Source organism: Streptomyces sp. Da 82-17, from assembly GCF_046098215.1.
In the GTDB taxonomy this organism is placed as follows: Bacteria; Actinomycetota; Actinomycetes; order Streptomycetales; family Streptomycetaceae; genus Streptomyces.
The window spans coordinates 330298-347696 of record NZ_JBJURH010000007.1; the positions used below are offsets into that span (position 1 = coordinate 330298).

Here is a 17399-nt window from a genome sequence, read left to right on the forward strand (position 1 = left end):
CCTACTTGGCCGACAGCACCGACCGCAACTGGTCCAACCCCCAGTCCAGGTCCTCCTTCGAGATCACCAGCGGCGGCGCGATCCGGATCGTCGAGCCGTGCGTGTCCTTGACCAGCACGCCCCGTTCCATCAGCTTCTCGGAGATCTCCCGGCCCGTGCCGTGCGACGGGTCGATGTCGACGCCCGCCCACAGGCCCCGCCCGCGCACCTCGCGCACCGCGCCGCCGACGAGCAGGCCCAGCTCGCGGTGCAGATGCTCGCCCAGCTCCGTGGCCCGCTCCTGGAACTCGCCGGTGCGCAGCATCGCGATCACCTCCAGGGCGACGGCGCAGGCGAGCGGGTTCCCGCCGAACGTCGAGCCGTGCTCGCCCGGCTTGTAGACACCCAGCACGTCCGCCGACGACACCACCGCCGACACCGGCACGACCCCGCCGCCGAGCGCCTTGCCGAGCACGTACATGTCGGGGACGACGCCCTCGTGCTCGCACGCGAAGGTCTTGCCCGTACGGCCGAGGCCCGACTGGATCTCGTCGGCGATGAACAGCACGTTCCGCTGCCGGGTCACCTCGCGCACGCCCGCCAGATAGCCGGGCGGCGGCACGAGGACGCCCGCCTCGCCCTGGATCGGTTCGAGGAGCACGGCGACCGTGTTGTCGGTGACGGCTGCCCGCAGTGCGTCCAGGTCGCCGTACGGCACGATCTCGAAGCCCGGCGTGTACGGGCCGAAGTCGGCGCGCGCCTCCTGGTCCGTGGAGAAGCTGATGATCGTCGTCGTACGGCCGTGGAAGTTGTCGGCGGCGACCACGATCTTCGCCATGCCGTCGAGGATGCCCTTGTTCCGGTAGCCCCACTTCCGGGCGGTCTTCACCGCCGTCTCGACGGCCTCCGCGCCCGTGTTCATGGGCAGCACCATCTCCATGCCGCACAGCTCGGCGAGCTGCCCGCAGAAGTCCGCGAACCGGTCGTGGTGGAAGGCCCGCGAGGTCAGCGTGACCCGCTCCAGCTGGGTGCGGGCGGCGTCGAGGAGGCGCCGGTTGCCGTGCCCGAAGTTCAGCGCCGAGTACCCGGCGAGCATGTCGAGGTAGCGCCGGCCCTCGACGTCCGTCATCCAGGCGCCCTCGGCCGTGGCGACGACCACGGGCAGCGGGTGGTAGTTGTGCGCGCTGTGGGCGTCCGCCGAGGCGATGGCCTGTTCCGTACGGGACACGGGATCTCCGTTCGTCGTGGAGCTGGGTCCGACAGGGGAGCGGATGACGCCCCTGTGCCTATGGTCGCTCGCATCACGGACGGGGAAACCTCGCCGCGACGCTCGCCGGTAAGGTGAGCAGCGGGCCGTGACTGGCGTGCTGAGATGGGATCAACCATCGGGGAGCGGTCCGTGAACTGTGTGCCGTGCGCCTGGGCCGTACCGAGAACGTCGTACGAGACCGTACGAAGCGTCGTACCGAGAAACGACCGTCACCGCGTCCGGAGGTCCTCACCATGTCCGCCACCCCGCCCCGCTCCACGGAGTCGACCGCGTTCCGCAGCGCCCTCGACGTGATCCGCGGCGTCGAGCCCCGCGTCGCCGACGCCATCGGCCAGGAGCTGACCGACCAGCGCGAGATGCTCAAGCTGATCGCCTCCGAGAACTACGCCTCCCCGGCGACGCTGCTCGCGATGGGCAACTGGTTCAGCGACAAGTACGCGGAGGGCACCGTCGGCCGCCGCTTCTACGCCGGCTGCCGCAACGTCGACACCGTCGAGGCCCTCGCCGCCGAGCACGCCCGCGAGCTGTTCGGCGCCGCGCACGCGTACGCGCAGCCGCACTCCGGCATCGACGCCAACCTGGTCGCGTTCTGGGCGATCCTCGCCGACCGCGTCGAGGCCCCGGCCCTGGAGCGCGCCGGCGTCCGCAACGTCAACGACCTCACCGACGCCGACTGGGCCGAGCTGCGCCAGGCCTTCGGCAACCAGCGGATGCTCGGCATGTCCCTGGACGCGGGCGGCCACCTCACGCACGGCTTCCGCCCGAACATCTCGGGCAAGATGTTCGACCAGCGCTCCTACGGCACCGACCCGGCCACCGGCCTCATCGACTACGAGGCGCTGCGCGCGCAGGCCCGCGAGTTCAAGCCGCTGGTGATCGTCGCCGGGTACTCGGCGTACCCGCGCCTGGTGAACTTCCGGATCATGCGGGAGATCGCCGACGAGGTCGGGGCGACGCTCATGGTCGACATGGCGCACTTCGCGGGCCTCGTCGCCGGCAAGGTCCTGACCGGCGACTTCGACCCGGTCCCGCACGCCCAGATCGTCACCACGACCACCCACAAGTCGCTGCGCGGCCCGCGCGGCGGCATGGTCCTGTGCGACGACAGCCTCAAGGACCAGGTCGACCGCGGCTGCCCGATGGTCCTCGGCGGTCCGCTGCCGCACGTCATGGCCGCCAAGGCCGTCGCCCTCGCCGAGGCCCGCCGCCCCGACTTCCGGGACTACGCGCAGCGCGTCGTCGACAACGCCCGCGCCCTCGCCGAGGGCCTGATGCGCCGCGGCGCCACCCTCGTCACGGGCGGCACGGACAACCACCTGAACCTGATCGACGTGGCGTCCTCGTACGGCCTGACCGGTCGCCAGGCCGAGGCCGCGCTGCTCGACTCCGGCGTGGTCACCAACCGCAACGCGATCCCCGCCGACCCGAACGGCGCCTGGTACACGTCCGGCATCCGCATCGGCACGCCGGCGCTGACGACGCGGGGCCTCGGTACCGCGGAGATGGACGAGATCGCGGGGTTGATCGACACGGTCCTCACGGCGGCGGAGCCGGGCACGACGGCGAAGGGCGCACCGTCGAAGGCGCAGCACGTCCTGGAGGAGAAGATCTCCGACGAGGTGGCCCGCCGCGCGACCGACCTGGTGTCGGGCTTCCCGCTGTACCCCGGTGTGGACCTGAGCTGAGTTTCCCCTGACCCGCCTCAAACGCCGGAGGGGCTGAAAAACCAGCCCCTCCGGCGTTTGAGGAGCGGGGGTCCGGGGGCGGAGCCCCCGAAGCTCCGCAGGATTTCGGGAAGGGGCGGGGTGGGGCAAACAACACGTACCCCGGGCCGAACACGCCCCCGCACCTGAGACAATGGGCCCCATGGCCAACCGACCTCGCGTGCTCTCCGGTATCCAGCCCACCGCCGGCTCGTTCCACCTCGGCAACTACCTCGGCGCCGTCCGCCAGTGGGTGTCGCTGCAGGAGACCCACGACGCGTACTACATGGTCGTCGACCTGCACGCGATCACCGTCCCGCAGGACCCGGCCGAGCTGCGCGCCAACACCCGGCTGGCCGCCGCCCAGCTGCTCGCCGCGGGGCTCGACCCGGAGCGCTGCACGCTGTTCGTGCAGAGCCATGTGCCCGAGCACGCCCAGCTGGCCTGGGTGATGAACTGCCTCACGGGCTTCGGCGAGGCCTCGCGGATGACGCAGTTCAAGGACAAGTCCGCCAAGCAGGGCGCGGACCGGGCCTCCGTGGGTCTGTTCACGTACCCGATCCTGCAGGTCGCGGACATCCTGCTGTACCAGGCCAACGAGGTCCCGGTCGGCGAGGACCAGCGGCAGCACATCGAGCTGACCCGGGACCTCGCCGAGCGCTTCAACGGCCGCTTCGGCGACACCTTCACGGTCCCGGCGCCGCACATCCTGAAAGAGACGGCGAAGATCTACGACCTTCAGGATCCGTCGATCAAGATGAGCAAGTCGGCCTCCACGCCGAAGGGCCTCATCAACCTGCTCGACGAGCCGAAGACCACGGCCAAGAAGGTCAAGAGCGCCGTCACCGACACGGACACCGTGATCCGCTTCGACCGGGAGGCCAAGCCCGGCGTCTCCAACCTGCTGAGCATCTACTCCACCCTGACCGGAGCGGGAATCGAGGAACTGGAGCAGAAGTACGCCGGCAAGGGCTACGGTGCGCTGAAGACAGACCTCGCCGAGGTCATGGTCGAGTTCGTGACCCCGTTCCGCGAGCGTACGCAGGCGTACCTCGACGACCCGGAGACGCTGGACTCGATCCTGGCCAAGGGTGCGGAGAAGGCCCGGTCGGTGGCGGCGGAGACGCTGGCCGCCACGTACGACAGGGTCGGTTTCGTACCGGCGAAGCACTGAACCCGTACCACCCCCTGGCCCCGGCGCCGACCGCCGGGGCCCTGCACAGGCCAGTCGCACGACGGAGGAGAACGACGTGGGGACCGTAACGCTCGGCGTTTCGATCGCGGTCCCGGAGCCTCACGGCAGCCTGCTCCAGGAGCGGCGCGCGGGCTTCGGTGACCCCGCGGCACACGGCATTCCCACCCACGTCACGCTGCTGCCGCCGACCGAGGTGGAGGCGGAGCGGCTCCCGGCGATCGAGCGGCACCTCGAAGAGGTCGCGGCGGCCGGCCGGCCCTTCCCGATGCGGCTGTCCGGCACGGGCACGTTCCGCCCGCTGTCCCCTGTGGTCTTCGTGCAGGTGGCCGAGGGCGCCGAGGCCTGCACCTGGCTGCAGAAGCAGGTCCGGGACGCCTCGGGCCCGGTCGCGCGCGAGCTGCAGTTCCCGTACCACCCGCACGTCACGGTGGCGCACGGCATCGACGACGCGGCGATGGACCGCGCCTTCGCCGAGCTCAGCGAGTACGCCGCGGAGTGGTCCTGCACCGGCTTCGCACTGTACGAGCAGGGCGCCGACGCGGTCTGGCGGAAGCTGCGCGACTTCGCCTTCGGCTCGGCGACCACGGTGCCGGTCCAGGGTGGGCCGCACGACTCGCGTACGCCGAGCGGGCCGCTGCCGACGGCCTGACGCCGTTCCTCCAGGTCCGACTCACCCTCGTCCAGGGCCCGTTCACCTCGCGGTGGGCGGGCCCTGTCGCGTGCCCCGGAATGGCGTATCCCAGAAGGGTGTGCCCCGGAATGGGTGATTGAGCGAGTGTCGCCCCATATTGCCGTCATTCTTCGTTTCTTCAGCGGAAGGTTATTTGCGGCAAAACGGGATATTCGACAACCGCTTGGGAGGCCCGGTGCACGACCTGGACCTGGACCGCAGACTCCTCGCCGCGCTACGCGACTGCGGCAGCGACCGGCGGGTGGCCGCCGCGGCCCGCGCCCTCTCGTTCGCCGGGGAGCACGGCGCGCTCTGGCTCGCCGCCGGCCTCACCGGCGCCGCCCTCGACGCCGACCGCCGCCCCGCCTGGCTGCGCGCCACCGCCCTCACCGCCGCCGCCCACCTGACGAGCATGGGCGTCAAGCGCGTCGTACGCCGCCCCCGCCCGGCCACCGAGCCGCCAGGGGATGCTGCGGGGGCCTCGCAGCCTCCCCTCGTCGCCACCGCCGGCCGGCACTCCTTCCCCAGCTCGCACGCCACCTCCGCCGCGGCCGCCGCCGTCGCGTTCGGCGCCCTGCATCCGCTCGGCGCCCGCCTCGTACCGCCGCTCGCCGCCGCGATGTGCGTGTCCCGGCTTGTCGTCGGCGTGCACTACCCGAGCGACGTCGCCGCCGGGGCCGTCCTCGGCGCGCTCGCCGCCCGCGCGGGCGCCGTCCTCATGGGCGGAGGCGGCCGTGGCTGAGCGCACCGCACTCGTCGAGCAACGCCGCCCGCCGCGGCAGGCGCCCGCCGCGGTGGGCCCGGTCGGTCTGCCCCTCGGCCTGCTGCGGACCGCCCGGCCCCGGCAGTGGGTCAAGAACGTCCTCGTGGTCGCCGCCCCGGCCGCCGCGGGCGAGCTGTTCTCCCGTACCGCCGCCGTCCAACTCGCCCTCGTCTTCGCCCTGTTCACCGCCGCCGCCAGCGCCGTCTACCTGATCAACGACGCCCGCGACGCCGAGGCCGACCGCGCCCACCCCACCAAGTGCCGCCGCCCCGTCGCCGCGGGCCACGTCCCCGTGCCCGTCGCCTACGCGGTCGGCGGTGTCCTCGCCGTCCTGGCGCCGCTCGCCGCCGTGTTCCTCTGCAACCCGATGACCTCGGCGCTGCTGACCGCCTACCTCGGCATGCAACTCGCGTACTGCGTCAGCCTGAAGCACGTCCTCGTCGTCGACCTCGTCGTCGTCACCACCGGCTTCCTGATGCGCGCGATGATCGGCGGGCTCGCCCTGGAGATCCCGCTGTCCCGCTGGTTCCTGATCACCACCGGCTTCGGCGCGCTGTTCATGGTCGCCGCGAAGCGCTACTCCGAGTCCGTCGGCGTCGAGGACGCCCGCACCGGCGCCACCCGCGCCCTGCTCACCGAGTACACCGCCGGCTACCTCCGCTTCGTCTGGCAGCTCGCCGCCGGCGTCGCCGTCCTCGCGTACTGCCTGTGGGCCATGGAGTCCGGCGGCGTCGCGGACGCGGGGCTGCTGCCGTGGCGCCAACTCTCCATGGTCGCCTTCATCCTGGCGGTCCTGCGGTACGCGGTCTTCGCCGACCGGGGCACCGCCGGCGAACCCGAGGACGTCGTCCTGCGCGACCGCCCGCTCGCCCTGATCGGCCTGGTCTGGCTCGCCCTGTACGCCCTCGCGGTCGCCGACCTGTGAGCGTACGACGCGGCGAGCTCGTCGGCTTCGCCCTCTCCGGCCTCTGCGCGTACGCCGCCGACCTGGCCCTCTTCGTCTGGCTGCGCGGCCCGGCCGGCTGGGACCCGCTGACCGCCAAGGCCGCCGGTTTCGTCGCGGGCTGCACGGTCGCGTACGCGGGCAACGCCCTCGGCACGTACCGGCACCGCACGCCCGAGGGCTCGCGGCTGCGCCAGTACGCGGTGTTCCTCGCGGTGAACGTCGCGGGCGCCCTCGTCCAACTCCTCTGCCTGGCCTGCTCGCACTACGGGTTCGGCCTCACCTCGCAGACCGCGGACACCGTCTCCGGCGCGGGAGTCGGTATGGCGCTCGCCACTGTGGTGCGCTTCTGGGGTACTCGGACTTTGGTCTTCCGCTCGGAGGGCAGACAGAGATCATGGACTGGCTGAAGAACCTCCCCGTCGTGGGACCGCTCGTGACCCGCCTCATGGCCACCCACGCCTGGCGCTCCTACGAAACCCTCGACCAGGTGCACTGGTCCCGGCTCGCCGCGGCCATGACGTTCACCAGTTTCCTGGCGCTCTTCCCGCTGCTCACGGTCGCCGCCGCCGTCGCCGCCGCGACCCTCGGCGAAGAGCGGCAGCGCGAGCTCCAGGACAAGCTGAGCGAGCAAGTCCCCGGCATCTCCGAGCAGTTGGACATCGGCGCGCTCGTCGCCAACGCGGGCACCGTCGGCCTCGTCGCCGGCGCGGCGCTGCTGTTCACCGGCATCGGCTGGGTCGGCTCGATGCGGGACTGCCTGCGGGCGGTGTGGGGGCGGGACGACGAGGAGGAGAACCCCATCGCCCGCAAGGCCAAGGACGCGGGCATCCTGCTCGGCCTCGGCGCGACCGGCCTGGTCTCCCTCGTCGCCTCCGCGGTCGGCAACACGGCCGTGCACTGGATCACCCGCGAACTCGGCGTCGACGACCAGGTCTGGGTCGGCTGGCTCCTCACCGTCGCCGTCTTCGCCCTGGCCGTCCTCGCGGACTTCCTGATCCTGCTGTACGTCCTGACGCTCCTGCCCGGCGTCCATCCCGACCGCCGCCCGCTCGTCGTCGGCGCGCTGATCGGGGCGGTCGGCTTCGAGCTGCTGAAGGCGCTGCTCGGCGGCTACATGAAGGGCGTGGCCGCCAAGTCCATGTACGGCGCGTTCGGTGTCCCCGTCGCGCTCCTCCTGTGGATCAACTTCACAGCGAAGCTGCTGCTGTTCTGCGCGGCTTGGACGGCTACGCGGGCGCCCCGGACGGAGGAGCGGGAGGACGTCTCGTCCGTCTGACCCGCCGTCGTGGCTGGTCGCGCAGTTCCCCGCGCCCCTAAGGGGCGCACTGGCTGTGGGCAGGCGTTCCGCAGGGCGATGGGGGTCCCCCTGCTCGAGCGGAGCCGAGAGCTTGGGGGAGGGTGGGCACAGCCCACCCACGGAGGGGAAGCCGAACGACGACCTCGGGGAGCCTCTCCGGCGTTTGAGGAGCCGGGGGGCCGGGGGCGGAGCCCCCTGGGGGTGACCCCGTCAACGGCGCGGAATACGACGTACCAGATCCGGCAACGGCCACCGCCGGTTGACCAGGAACACGCCCGCCCCGACCAGCACCAGCACACCCCCCGTCACCGCGAGCGCGATCCCGAGCCCGCTCGACTCGCCCTCCGCCGCCGCAGCCTCGGACTTCTTCTTCTCCCCGCCCGGGGACTTCTCCGGCGCGGCCGCACCCTCCGCGTTCCGCTTGGCGCTCGCCGGTGCGACCAGCTGCCCGACGGGCTCCACCTTGTCGGCCGCCGCGAAGCCCCAGTCGAGGAGCCGGGCGGTCTCCTTGTAGACGGCCATCGATTCGTCCGAGTCCGGGTTCATCACCGTGACGAGCAGCACCTTTCCGTTCCGCTCGGCGACCCCCGTGAACGTCGTTCCCGCGTTCGTCGTCGACCCGTTCTTGACGCCCGCGATGCCCTTGTACGGCGTCACTCCGTCCGCGCCGGTCAGCAGCCGGTTGGTGTTCTGGATCGCGAAGTGCTTCCGCTTCTTGCCCTTCCCCTCGCCGGGGAACTGGGCGGTGGCGGTGGCCGCGTACTCCCTGAAGTCCTTCTTCTGCATGCCCGACCGTGCGATCAGCGTCAGGTCGTACGCGGACGACACCTGGCCCTTCGCGTCGTACCCGTCGGGGCTGACCACGTGGGTGTCGAGGGCCTGCAGCTCGTCGGCGTGCTTCTGCATGTCGTCGACGGTCTTCTCGATGCCGCCGTTCATGTGGGAGAGCACGTGCACCGCGTCGTTCCCGGACCGCAGGAACACCCCGAGCCACAGGTCGTGCACCGAGTACGTGTTGTTCTCCTTGATGCCGACCAGGCTGCTGCCCACGCCGACGTCCATCAGCTCGGAGTTCTTGACCAGGTGCTCCTGGTCCTTGGGGAACTTCGGCAGGACCGTGTCCGCGAACAGCATCTTCAGGGTGCTCGCGGGCGGCAGCCGCCAGTGCGCGTTGTGCGCGGCGAGCACGTCGCCCGACTCGGCGTCCGTGACGATCCACGAGCGGCCCGACAGCTTCTTCGGCAGGGCCGGAACGCCGGGCGCGAGGTTGACCTGCGTACCCGCCTGGCCGAGCCGTGCCCCGCCGACCTTCGACATCGACGCCGGCGGCTTCGGCTTGCCCGGCTTGTCGCCCGGCTTGTCGTCCGCGTGGGCGGGCGCGGCCAGGGAGACGACAGAAGTGGTCAGAAAGGCGGCGGAAACCACCGCAACAGCGGTCGTTCGCTTGAGAGATGCGGTCACAGACGCAGTCAAGGCAGGCACGGTGAGGAACGTACAGGGGATTCGCGATCCTGTGCGCCGCCCGTTCGGCTGTGTCTTCGGATCATCACTCGAACCACCCCGACGGCGGCGTGCACGGCCCGGGCGCGATACTGGGGATATGAAGCTCAGCCGCCCGGTCTCGTGGTTCCTGCTCGCCTTCGGCGTCTGGTCCTGGGTCATCTGGATCACTTTCGTCAAGAACCTCTGGAAGGACGGAAGCGGGCTCGCCTTCGACGACGCCGGTGACCCGACGGGGTACTTCTGGGTTCATCTCCTGCTTGCCGTGGTGTCCTTTGTTCTGGGGACGATCATCGGGGTCATCGGGTTGCGCGGTGTGCGTGCACTGCGCCGAAGGTCATAGGGAGCGGCCGCCGTGAGCTTCCTGTTCCTCGCGATCGCGGTCCTCGTGATCGGCATGCAGTGGTACGGCTGGCGCCGGGTGGTCCGCGACACCACGGTGCGCGGCACGGCGGCCCGCCGGATCGGCACGGCCGTGTTCGTCGCCGGTCCGCTGCTGATGATCGGCGGCTTCGTGAGCGCCCGCGCCGGCGCCCCGTTCTGGCTCCAACAGGTCCTGGCCTGGCCCGGATACCTGTGGATGGCGGTCTCCATCTACCTGACGCTCGCGCTGGTCGCGGGCGAGCTCGTCCGCCCGCTCCTGCTGCGCGCACTGCGCCGCCGAGACGTACGGGGTGCACGGGCTGCACGGGCTGCACGGGCTGAGAGTCCCGCTCCGGTCGTACGGGAACAGGCGCCGGCGCCCGCTGCCGAGCCGGTGCCGTCTGCCGCCGAACTGCCCTCGGCGCAGGGCGAGTTGAAGGAGAGCGCGGAGGCGGCCGCGGCGGCGGCGGAGGTTCCGGACACGCCCGCCGCGCTCACCGACGACAGGCCCGCCGACCCCTCCGGCCCCGCCGACCCCTCCGGCCCTTCCCGGCGCCTCTTCGTCTCCCGCATCGTCGCCGGCGCCGCCGTCACGGCCGCCCTCGGCACGGTCGGGTACGGGGCGAACAGCGTGCTGCGCGGCCCCTCCGTCAAGCGCGTCACCGTACCGCTGGCCAAACTCCCGCGCTCCGCCCACGGGTTCAGGATCGCCGTCGTCAGCGACGTCCACCTCGGCCCGATCCTCGGCCGCGCCCACAGCCAGCGCGTCGTGGACACCATCAACGCCACGCAGCCCGACCTGATCGCGGTGGTCGGCGACCTGGTCGACGGCAGCGTCGAGCACCTCGCCCCGGCCGTCGAGCCGCTCGCCGGGCTGCGCGCCAGGCACGGCTCGTTCTTCGTCACCGGCAACCACGAGTACTTCTCGGGCGCCGAGCAGTGGGTCGACCACGTACGCGAACTCGGCCTGCGCCCGTTGGAGAACGCCCGCGTCGAGATCGGCGGCTTCGACCTCGCGGGCGTCAACGACATCGCCGGCGAGCGGTACCAGCAGGGCCCCGACTACGCCAAGGCCCTCGGCGACCGCGACCCCGCGCGGGCCTCCGTGCTCCTCGCGCACCAGCCGGTGATGATCCACGACGCCGTCCGGCACGGCGTCGACCTGCAGCTCTCCGGCCACACCCACGGCGGCCAGTTCTGGCCCGGCAACATCATCGCGGACCTCGCCAACCCGACCCTCGCGGGCCTGGAGCGGTACGGCGACACGCAGCTGTACGTCAGCCGCGGCGCCGGTGCGTGGGGGCCGCCGGTGCGGGTCGGCGCGCCGTCCGACATCACCGTGGTGACGCTGGCCTCGCGCCAGGCCTGACCCCTGCGGGGGCTGGTTCCGGCCAGTCCTCGCTTCTTGACGCCCGCCCCTCTGGCATCACCCGGCGCGGCAGCGCAGCATCGGGTGTGCAGAACTCGTGACCGTACGCGGGGGAGCTCGGGGAGGTGGGTCGTGCTCAGACGGGAGGCGTTCCGGCTGCCCCGGCATCCGGCGTCCGTCGGCCTCGCCCGGCTGCGGGTGCGGGACCATCTGACGGCTTGGGGCCACGGCGCGGACGACCTCGCGGTGGCCGACGCGGCGCTCCTGGTCTCCGAGCTCGCGACGTTCCTCGTACGCCATGGCCCGTTGCGGGAGCGGGAGTTCGAGGTGGCGGTGACCGTGCTCGCGGACGGGTCGTGCTTCATCGAGGTGTCGGACGAGGCCGAGGCGGGGCCCGAACTGCGCGCGGGGCCGGGCCTGTTGATCGGGCTCGGGGCGGACGAGCAGGGGCGGGGCCTCCGCCTTGTCGAGTCCCTCGCGTCGGCGTGGGGGGTGTGGGACCGGGGGGTGCACGGGAGGACGATCTGGGTGCTGGTGGGTACGCCGACCAGGGCACCGGTGCCCTAGCAACCCCCAGGGGGGCTCCGCCCCCCGGCCCCCGGCTCCTCAATCGCCGGAGGGGCTATCGGGGGCCGTCGTTCGTCTGCCGCGCCGCGGTGGCTGGTCGCGCAGTTCCCCGCGCCCCTAACCAGGGGCTCCGCCCCTGCCGACAGCGGGTGGGGAGGGGAGCCGACCGAGCCCGAAGGGCGAGACGGCCCTACCCGCCCTCGGGGGCCCGTGTCATCCCCGGCAGGAAGTCCGTGAAGAGTTCGTGGACCTCCCGTACCAGTGGGCGCAGGACGCGGAAGCGGGAGAGGGCGACCCCTCGTGTGGTGAGCCGGGCGCCGCGGGCCGCGAGGCGGTAGCTGCGGGAACGCCCCTCGGAGCGGTCGAAGACCCAGTACAGGACGAGGCCCATCTGGGAGAGCCACATCAACTCGGGGAGGATGTCCCGGAGTTCGTCCGGGACCTTGGTCTTCGCGCCCCGCAGCACCTCCCGGTGGACGTCGATCGCCGCCTCCCGCGCATGCTCCGACTCGGCGGAGAACGGGCTGAGCGGGGAGTCCGGGTCGGCGGCGTTCTTGAAGAACTGGGCCGCGAACTCGTGGTACGGCTGCGCGATGTCGAGCCAGCAGCGCAGCACCCCCGCGAGCCGCGCCTCCAGGTCGGTCTCCCGGTCCAGGACCGGCCGTACCGCCGCCTGGTGCTCGGCGGCGATCCGGTCGTAGAAGCCCTGGATGAGGTGTTCCTTGCCCGCGTAGTAGTAGTACGCGTTGCCGACGGAGACCCCGGCCTCCTTGGCGATGGCCCGCATCGTCGTCTTGTCGTAGCCGCGTTCCTGGAAGAGCCGCATCGCGGTTTCGAGGATCAGGGCGCGGGTCTGCTCGCTCTTTCCCGCCGGCTTGTCGGCCTGCTGCGCGGCGGTCTTGTCGACCTGCTGCTCCGCCGGCTCTTCGTCGTTCTTCGCTGCCACGGTGACAGAGCCTAACCAGTGGCGCAGGAGCCGTCGGCACAGGACGGTGTCGTACGGCTCCAGCCGTGCCGCGGGTCGTACACCCAGCCGTCCGCGCGCCGGTACACCCCGCCGCCCCAGCCCCCGCCGGGCGCCGAACCCCGGTACCCCTCGCGCCATTTGGCGGCGGCGAGCGCGGCCCCGCGGGCGAGGCGGGCGCCGGCCGGGGTGGCGAGGCGGTGGGCGAGCGGGCGGTGCTCGGAGAGGGCCCACAGGGTGACGACCCAGGCGGCCGGCCCGCGGTAGACCTGCCCGCCGTCGGCGACCACGGTGATCTCGTCGAGCGTCGCCCCGTGGTCGAGCCCGGGGAACCTGCGCCTCGCCTCGTCCGACCCGGCGGGCACCAGGTCGAGCGGCACCAACTGCCGCTGCCGGACGAGCCAGTGGCGTACGTGGGTGCAGAGCGGGCAGTTCGCGTCGTACAGCACGGTGAGCCGGCGGACCGGGACCCGCGCGGGGTCCCGGTCGGCGGCCGTGGCCGTGGCGGTGTCGGTTGCTGTGGCCTCGGGGGTGCTCATCGCTCAGGCTCCGGCCGGCTTGGCCCAGGCGCCCTGCTGGCCGGTGAGGCCCTGCGGCGGCACGGGCGGCAGCTGCTCGCGGTCCATGACGCCGCGCCGCCGGATCTTGTTGAGCACCCACACGTTGCCGAGGTGCATCACGCCGAGGACCAGGAGGACGACGCCCAGCTTCACCGACAGCGCCTCGAACACCTCGCGGGCGGTGGCCAGTCCCTCGTCGCCGCTGAGGTAGAGGGCGACGAAGCCGAGGTTGACCAGGTAGAAGCCGACGACCAGGAGGTGGTTGACGGCGTCCGCCAGCTTCTCGTTGCCGTGCAGGACGTCGGCCAGGAAGATCCGCCCGTTGCGGCTGAGCGTGCGGGCCACCCAGACGGTGAGGCCGATGCTGATCACCAGGTAGACGACGTACGCGAGGACGGTGAGGTCCATGGGTCCCTGCCCCTTTCAAGGCGTCCCGAGGGGACGGCAGGGTGCCGTCTTCAGCCCTCTTGAACGCGTTCAAAAGCTCTTGTCATGGACTGTAGACCTGTTTTTGAACACGTTCAAGCCGAAGTCTCGACGGGTGGCTCGGAGTTCGGGCGGGCTGCGCGGAGTTCAGGCGTGCGTACCGGCCGGGTGCACGCGGGCCAGCGTCGGGCGCTTCGAGTAGTCCGTGAAGCCGATGACGTTGCCCCAGGGGTCGGCCAGTTCGACGGTCCAGCCCGTCGACACGGAGAACGGCGGCTCCGGCGCGATCCCGGCCGCCGTCAACTCCCGCGCCGCCACCCGCGCGTCCGGCACCTCCAGCCAGACCCGGCACGTCCACGGCCCCGGCGTACGCGGAAGGAGCCCGGCCTCGTGCCGGAGCAGTACGCCGGGGGTCTCGTCGCCCACCTTCAGCAGGGCGATGCCGGCCTCGTCGAGCCGGAAGGAGAGCGGGAACCCGGCCCGCTCGTAGAAGTCCACGGCCTCGTCCAGATCGCCCACGGGCAGCAGAACGTTGTCGAAGCCGAGCAGTTGAAGTGACATGGCGTCACATTAGGGGCGGCGCGGCTCCCCAGCCTTGAGGATCTCGGCTACGTCGAGGGTGACTTCGGCGCCGATGGACTCGGGGAGGGTGACCTTCTCGCCGGGGTGGTGGATGTGGTGTGTGGCGTAGCTGTCCCGTGCCGGGTTTGTCAGTACGTGGAAGCGCTCGTGCTGGCGATCGACGATGACGTAAACGGGGATCTTCGCCTTGGCGTACAGGCCGACCTTGGTGCGCAGGTCAGTGCGCCAATTGCTTGACGTCACCTCCATCACCAGGCGGAAGCACATGGGGTCGTAGCAGCCGTTCTCAACCAGGCGTGAGCGGTAGTCGTCGTCCACGACGGACAAGTCGGGGATCACGTAGTCCTCGGGGCCGGTGGGCAGCCAGAGGCCGATGCCGGGGAGCGCGAGGATCTCCTCCTCGTCCATGAAGGGGCGGGCGAACCGCATCAAAGCCTGGGAGTGCGGGCCGTCAGGTGCGGGACTCACGAGGATCTGGCCTCCGGCGATCTCGACGCGATAGCCCGGGTTCTGCTCCATGATCCGGTTCGCTGCCGCGATCATCGGCCGTTCTGCGTGCGGCTGCCCGACGGACGCTGCGGACATCACGTGCCTCCCGTTGGGCTGGTGTCGAGACCATCATCGTAGGCCGGTCAGGACCCGAACGTCCCGTCCCGACCCGTTCACCCGTACGGGCGAGACCCCGCCTCCCACAAGGGGAGACGGGGCCTCGACCACGTAAAGCAACGAACCTCAGAAGCGGCGGGTGATCAGGGCGCGCTTCACTTCCTGGATCGCCTTCGTGACCTCGATGCCGCGCGGGCAGGCGTCCGTGCAGTTGAAGGTCGTACGGCAACGCCACACGCCGTCACGGTCGTTGAGGATCTCCAGGCGCTGCTCCCCGGCCTCGTCGCGCGAGTCGAAGATGAAGCGGTGCGCGTTGACGATCGCGGCCGGGCCGAAGTACTGCCCGTCGTTCCAGAACACCGGGCACGAGGACGTGCACGCGGCGCACAGGATGCACTTGGTCGTGTCGTCGAAGCGCTCGCGGTCCTCGGGGGACTGCAGCCGCTCACGCGTCGGCTCGTTGCCCTCGGTGACGAGGAACGGCATGACGTCGCGGTACGCCTGGAAGAACGGCTCCATGTCCACGACCAGGTCCTTCAGGACCGTCAGGCCCTTGATGGCCTCGACCGTGATGGGCTTCTCCGGGTTGATGTCCTTGATCAGCGTCTTGCAGGCGAGCCTGTTCTTGCCGTTGATCCGCATCGCGTCGGAGCCGCAGATGCCGTGCGCGCAGGAGCGACGGAACGTCAGCGAACCGTCGAGGTCCCACTTGATCTTGTGGAGGGCGTCGAGGACGCGCTCCTTCGGGTCGATCTCGACCTGGAAGTCCTCCCAGGTCGCCTCGTCCGAGATCTCCGGGTTGAAGCGGCGGATCCGGAACGTGGCCGTGATGTACGGGGACGCCTTGGCTTCGGCTTCGGCCTTGTCCAGTACGGGAGTTGCCATCAGTACTTACGCTCCATCGGCTGGTAGCGGGTCTGGACGACCGGCTTGTAGTCGAGCCGGACCTGGTCCTTGCCGTCCTCGGTGACCTCGCGGTACGCCATGGTGTGGCGCATGAAGTTCACGTCGTCGCGGTTGGGGAAGTCCTCGCGGTAGTGACCGCCGCGGGACTCCTTGCGGGCAAGGGCGGAGACGGCCATGACCTCGGCCAGGTCGAGCAGGTTGCCCAGCTCGATGGCCTCGAGGAGGTCGGTGTTGAAGCGCTTGCCCTTGTCCTGGATGGACACGTTCTTGTAGCGCTCGCGCAGCTCGCCGATCTTCTCGACCGCGGTCTTGATGGTCTGCTCGGTGCGGAACACCATGACGTTGGCGTCCATGGTCTCCTGCAGCTCCTTGCGGAGCTCCGCCACGCGCTCGGTGCCCGTGGAGTTCCGCAGCCGCTCGACCTGCGACTCGACCAGCTCGGCCGGGTTCTCCGGCAGCTCGACGAACTCGGCCTTGTGCGCGTACTCGGCGGCGGCGATGCCGGAGCGGCGGCCGAACACGTTGATGTCGAGCAGCGAGTTGGTGCCGAGGCGGTTGGCGCCGTGCACCGACACGCAGGCGACCTCGCCGGCCGCGTACAGGCCCGGCACGACGGTGGTGTTGTCCGCCAGGACCTCACCCTCGACGTTGGTCGGGATGCCGCCCATCGCGTAGTGCGCGGTCGGCTGGATCGGGATCGGGTCCGTGTACGGCTCGATGCCGAGGTACGTGCGCGCGAACTCGGTGATGTCCGGGAGCTTGGCGTCCAGCTGCTCCGGCGGGAGGTGCGTCAGGTCGAGGAAGACGTGGTCGCCCTCGGGACCGCAGCCGCGGCCCTCGCGGATCTCGGTGTAGATCGCGCGGGAGACGACGTCACGGGAGGCGAGGTCCTTCATGACGGGCGCGTACTTCTCCATGAAGCGCTCGCCGTCCTTGTTGCGGAGGATGCCGCCCTCGCCGCGGGCGCCCTCGGTGAGGAGGATGCCCATGCGCCAGATGCCGGTCGGGTGGAACTGGAAGAACTCCATGTCCTCCAGCGGCAGTCCGCGCCGGTAGCAGGCCGCCTGGCCGTCGCCGGTGAGGGTGTGCGCGTTGGAGGTCACCTTGAAGAACTTGCCGGTGCCGCCGGAGGCGTAGATGACCGACTTCGCCTGGAAGACGTGGATCTCGCCGGTGGCCAGCTCGTACGCGACGACGCCGGCGGACTTCTTGACGCCGTCCTCTTCGACGATGAGCTGGTCCAGGACGTAGAACTCGTTGAAGAACTCCACGCCCTCCTTGATGCAGTTCTGGTACAGCGTCTGGAGGATCATGTGGCCGGTGCGGTCGCCGGAGTAGCAGGCGCGGCGGACCGGGGCCTCACCGTGGTTGCGGGAGTGACCGCCGAACCGACGCTGGTCGATCTTGCCGGTCTCGGTGCGGCCGAACGGCAGGCCCATCTTCTCCAGGTCGAGGACCGCGTCGATGGCCTCCTTCGCGAGGATCTCGGCGGCGTCCTGGTCGACCAGGTAGTCGCCGCCCTTGATCGTGTCGAAGGTGTGCCACTCCCAGTTGTCCTCCTCCACGTTGGCGAGCGCGGCGGCCATGCCGCCCTGCGCGGCGCCCGTGTGGGAGCGGGTGGGGTAGAGCTTGGTCAGCACGGCGGTGCGGCTGCGCTTCGTCGCCTCGATGGCGGCGCGCATGCCGGCGCCGCCGGCGCCGACGATGACGGTGTCGTACTTGTGAATCTTCAT

19 protein-coding genes and 1 riboswitch are annotated in these 17399 nt (G+C 71.0%); of the genes, 10 read left to right on the forward strand and 9 right to left on the reverse strand.

From position 1 onward, the window contains the following. Position 1 precedes the first annotated feature (1 nt). Positions 2-1207, reverse strand: coding sequence for an ornithine--oxo-acid transaminase (gene rocD, locus ACIDOF_RS15195; protein ID WP_409006361.1), 1206 nt, complete (start codon positions 1205-1207; stop codon positions 2-4). Positions 1208-1324: 117 nt separating this feature from the next. Next, positions 1325-1411, forward strand: a riboswitch (ZMP/ZTP riboswitch). A 71-nt stretch (positions 1412-1482) separates the two neighbouring features. On the opposite strand from rocD, the gene ACIDOF_RS15200 reads away from it, so the two are divergent. From ACIDOF_RS15200 to ACIDOF_RS15230, 7 genes are all read left to right on the forward strand, one after another. After that, positions 1483-2934 (forward strand): glycine hydroxymethyltransferase, encoded by a 1452-nt coding sequence (locus ACIDOF_RS15200; RefSeq protein WP_409006362.1) that lies wholly within the window; start codon positions 1483-1485, stop codon positions 2932-2934. Between the two features lie 172 nt (positions 2935-3106). Further along, positions 3107-4126 carry a tryptophan--tRNA ligase gene (gene trpS / locus ACIDOF_RS15205; RefSeq protein WP_409006363.1) on the forward strand — a complete coding sequence of 340 codons (1020 nt, stop codon included), beginning with the start codon at positions 3107-3109 and terminating at the stop codon, positions 4124-4126. A 76-nt stretch (positions 4127-4202) separates the two neighbouring features. Then, the gene (locus ACIDOF_RS15210; RefSeq protein WP_409006364.1) at positions 4203-4796 is read left to right on the forward strand and encodes a 2'-5' RNA ligase family protein; all 594 of its coding nucleotides are present in this window, start codon (positions 4203-4205) and stop codon (positions 4794-4796) included. 217 nt (positions 4797-5013) lie between these two features. Next, entirely contained in the window at positions 5014-5559 is a 546-nt protein-coding gene (locus ACIDOF_RS15215) for a phosphatase PAP2 family protein (protein WP_409006365.1), read from the forward strand. Continuing rightward, positions 5552-6505, forward strand: coding sequence for a decaprenyl-phosphate phosphoribosyltransferase (locus tag ACIDOF_RS15220; RefSeq protein WP_409006366.1), 954 nt, complete (start codon positions 5552-5554; stop codon positions 6503-6505). The genes ACIDOF_RS15215 and ACIDOF_RS15220 overlap by 8 nt, the downstream gene beginning before the upstream one ends. After that, complete coding sequence (locus ACIDOF_RS15225; protein ID WP_409006367.1) at positions 6502-6933, forward strand: GtrA family protein; 432 nt, start codon at positions 6502-6504, stop codon at positions 6931-6933. Before ACIDOF_RS15220 ends, ACIDOF_RS15225 begins: the two co-directional genes overlap by 4 nt. Next, positions 6921-7802: a YihY/virulence factor BrkB family protein gene (locus tag ACIDOF_RS15230; protein ID WP_409006368.1), complete on the forward strand. Its 882-nt coding sequence runs from the start codon at positions 6921-6923 to the stop codon at positions 7800-7802. Before ACIDOF_RS15225 ends, ACIDOF_RS15230 begins: the two co-directional genes overlap by 13 nt. Before the next feature lie 231 nt (positions 7803-8033). Here the strand turns inward: ACIDOF_RS15230 and ACIDOF_RS15235 are convergent, their stop codons facing one another. Beyond that, on the reverse strand, positions 8034-9284 hold the full coding sequence (locus tag ACIDOF_RS15235; RefSeq protein ID WP_409006369.1) for a D-alanyl-D-alanine carboxypeptidase family protein: 1251 nt from the start codon (positions 9282-9284) through the stop codon (positions 8034-8036). A gap of 139 nt (positions 9285-9423) precedes the next feature. On the opposite strand from ACIDOF_RS15235, the gene ACIDOF_RS15240 reads away from it, so the two are divergent. The 3 genes from ACIDOF_RS15240 to ACIDOF_RS15250 all read left to right on the forward strand — a co-directional run bounded on the left by ACIDOF_RS15240 (position 9424) and on the right by ACIDOF_RS15250 (position 11622). Beyond that, positions 9424-9666, forward strand: a complete 243-nt coding sequence (locus ACIDOF_RS15240; RefSeq protein ID WP_409006370.1) for an SCO4848 family membrane protein — start codon at positions 9424-9426, stop codon at positions 9664-9666. Positions 9667-9720: 54 nt separating this feature from the next. Beyond that, positions 9721-11055, forward strand: a complete 1335-nt coding sequence (locus ACIDOF_RS15245) for a metallophosphoesterase (protein WP_409006438.1) — start codon at positions 9721-9723, stop codon at positions 11053-11055. 132 nt (positions 11056-11187) lie between these two features. Continuing rightward, positions 11188-11622, forward strand: a complete 435-nt coding sequence (locus ACIDOF_RS15250) for an ATP-binding protein (protein WP_409006371.1) — start codon at positions 11188-11190, stop codon at positions 11620-11622. 190 nt (positions 11623-11812) lie between these two features. Here the strand turns inward: ACIDOF_RS15250 and ACIDOF_RS15255 are convergent, their stop codons facing one another. From ACIDOF_RS15255 to sdhA, 7 genes are all read right to left on the reverse strand, one after another. Then, the gene (locus tag ACIDOF_RS15255) at positions 11813-12448 is read right to left on the reverse strand and encodes a TetR family transcriptional regulator (protein ID WP_409006439.1); all 636 of its coding nucleotides are present in this window, start codon (positions 12446-12448) and stop codon (positions 11813-11815) included. Between the two features lie 131 nt (positions 12449-12579). Next, entirely contained in the window at positions 12580-13125 is a 546-nt protein-coding gene (locus ACIDOF_RS15260) for a thiol-disulfide oxidoreductase DCC family protein (RefSeq protein ID WP_409006372.1), read from the reverse strand. 3 nt (positions 13126-13128) lie between these two features. After that, positions 13129-13554, reverse strand: coding sequence for a hypothetical protein (locus ACIDOF_RS15265; RefSeq protein ID WP_409006373.1), 426 nt, complete (start codon positions 13552-13554; stop codon positions 13129-13131). Positions 13555-13719: 165 nt separating this feature from the next. Further along, on the reverse strand, positions 13720-14133 hold the full coding sequence (locus tag ACIDOF_RS15270; RefSeq protein WP_409006374.1) for a VOC family protein: 414 nt from the start codon (positions 14131-14133) through the stop codon (positions 13720-13722). 9 nt (positions 14134-14142) lie between these two features. After that, entirely contained in the window at positions 14143-14739 is a 597-nt protein-coding gene (locus tag ACIDOF_RS15275) for a Uma2 family endonuclease (protein ID WP_409006375.1), read from the reverse strand. 147 nt (positions 14740-14886) lie between these two features. Further along, the gene (locus ACIDOF_RS15280; protein ID WP_409006376.1) at positions 14887-15645 is read right to left on the reverse strand and encodes a succinate dehydrogenase iron-sulfur subunit; all 759 of its coding nucleotides are present in this window, start codon (positions 15643-15645) and stop codon (positions 14887-14889) included. After that, complete coding sequence (gene sdhA, locus ACIDOF_RS15285; RefSeq protein ID WP_409006377.1) at positions 15645-17399, reverse strand: succinate dehydrogenase flavoprotein subunit; 1755 nt, start codon at positions 17397-17399, stop codon at positions 15645-15647. The genes ACIDOF_RS15280 and sdhA overlap by 1 nt, the downstream gene beginning before the upstream one ends.

Coding starts and splice junctions, on each gene's coding strand:
- ACIDOF_RS15255 (WP_409006439.1), bottom strand. CDS start 12,448: ATGCGGCTCTTCCAGGAACGCGGCTACGACAAGACGACGATGCGGGCC.
- ACIDOF_RS15230 (WP_409006368.1), top strand. CDS start 6,921: ATGGACTGGCTGAAGAACCTCCCCGTCGTGGGACCGCTCGTGACCCGC.
- ACIDOF_RS15275 (WP_409006375.1), bottom strand. CDS start 14,739: ATGTCCGCAGCGTCCGTCGGGCAGCCGCACGCAGAACGGCCGATGATC.
- ACIDOF_RS15265 (WP_409006373.1), bottom strand. CDS start 13,554: ATGGACCTCACCGTCCTCGCGTACGTCGTCTACCTGGTGATCAGCATC.
- ACIDOF_RS15245 (WP_409006438.1), top strand. CDS start 9,721: ATGCAGTGGTACGGCTGGCGCCGGGTGGTCCGCGACACCACGGTGCGC.
- ACIDOF_RS15200 (WP_409006362.1), top strand. CDS start 1,483: ATGTCCGCCACCCCGCCCCGCTCCACGGAGTCGACCGCGTTCCGCAGC.
- ACIDOF_RS15280 (WP_409006376.1), bottom strand. CDS start 15,645: ATGGCAACTCCCGTACTGGACAAGGCCGAAGCCGAAGCCAAGGCGTCC.
- ACIDOF_RS15260 (WP_409006372.1), bottom strand. CDS start 13,125: ATGAGCACCCCCGAGGCCACAGCAACCGACACCGCCACGGCCACGGCC.
- sdhA (WP_409006377.1), bottom strand. CDS start 17,399: ATGAAGATTCACAAGTACGACACCGTCATCGTCGGCGCCGGCGGCGCC.
- ACIDOF_RS15270 (WP_409006374.1), bottom strand. CDS start 14,133: ATGTCACTTCAACTGCTCGGCTTCGACAACGTTCTGCTGCCCGTGGGC.
- ACIDOF_RS15240 (WP_409006370.1), top strand. CDS start 9,424: ATGAAGCTCAGCCGCCCGGTCTCGTGGTTCCTGCTCGCCTTCGGCGTC.
- trpS (WP_409006363.1), top strand. CDS start 3,107: ATGGGCCCCATGGCCAACCGACCTCGCGTGCTCTCCGGTATCCAGCCC.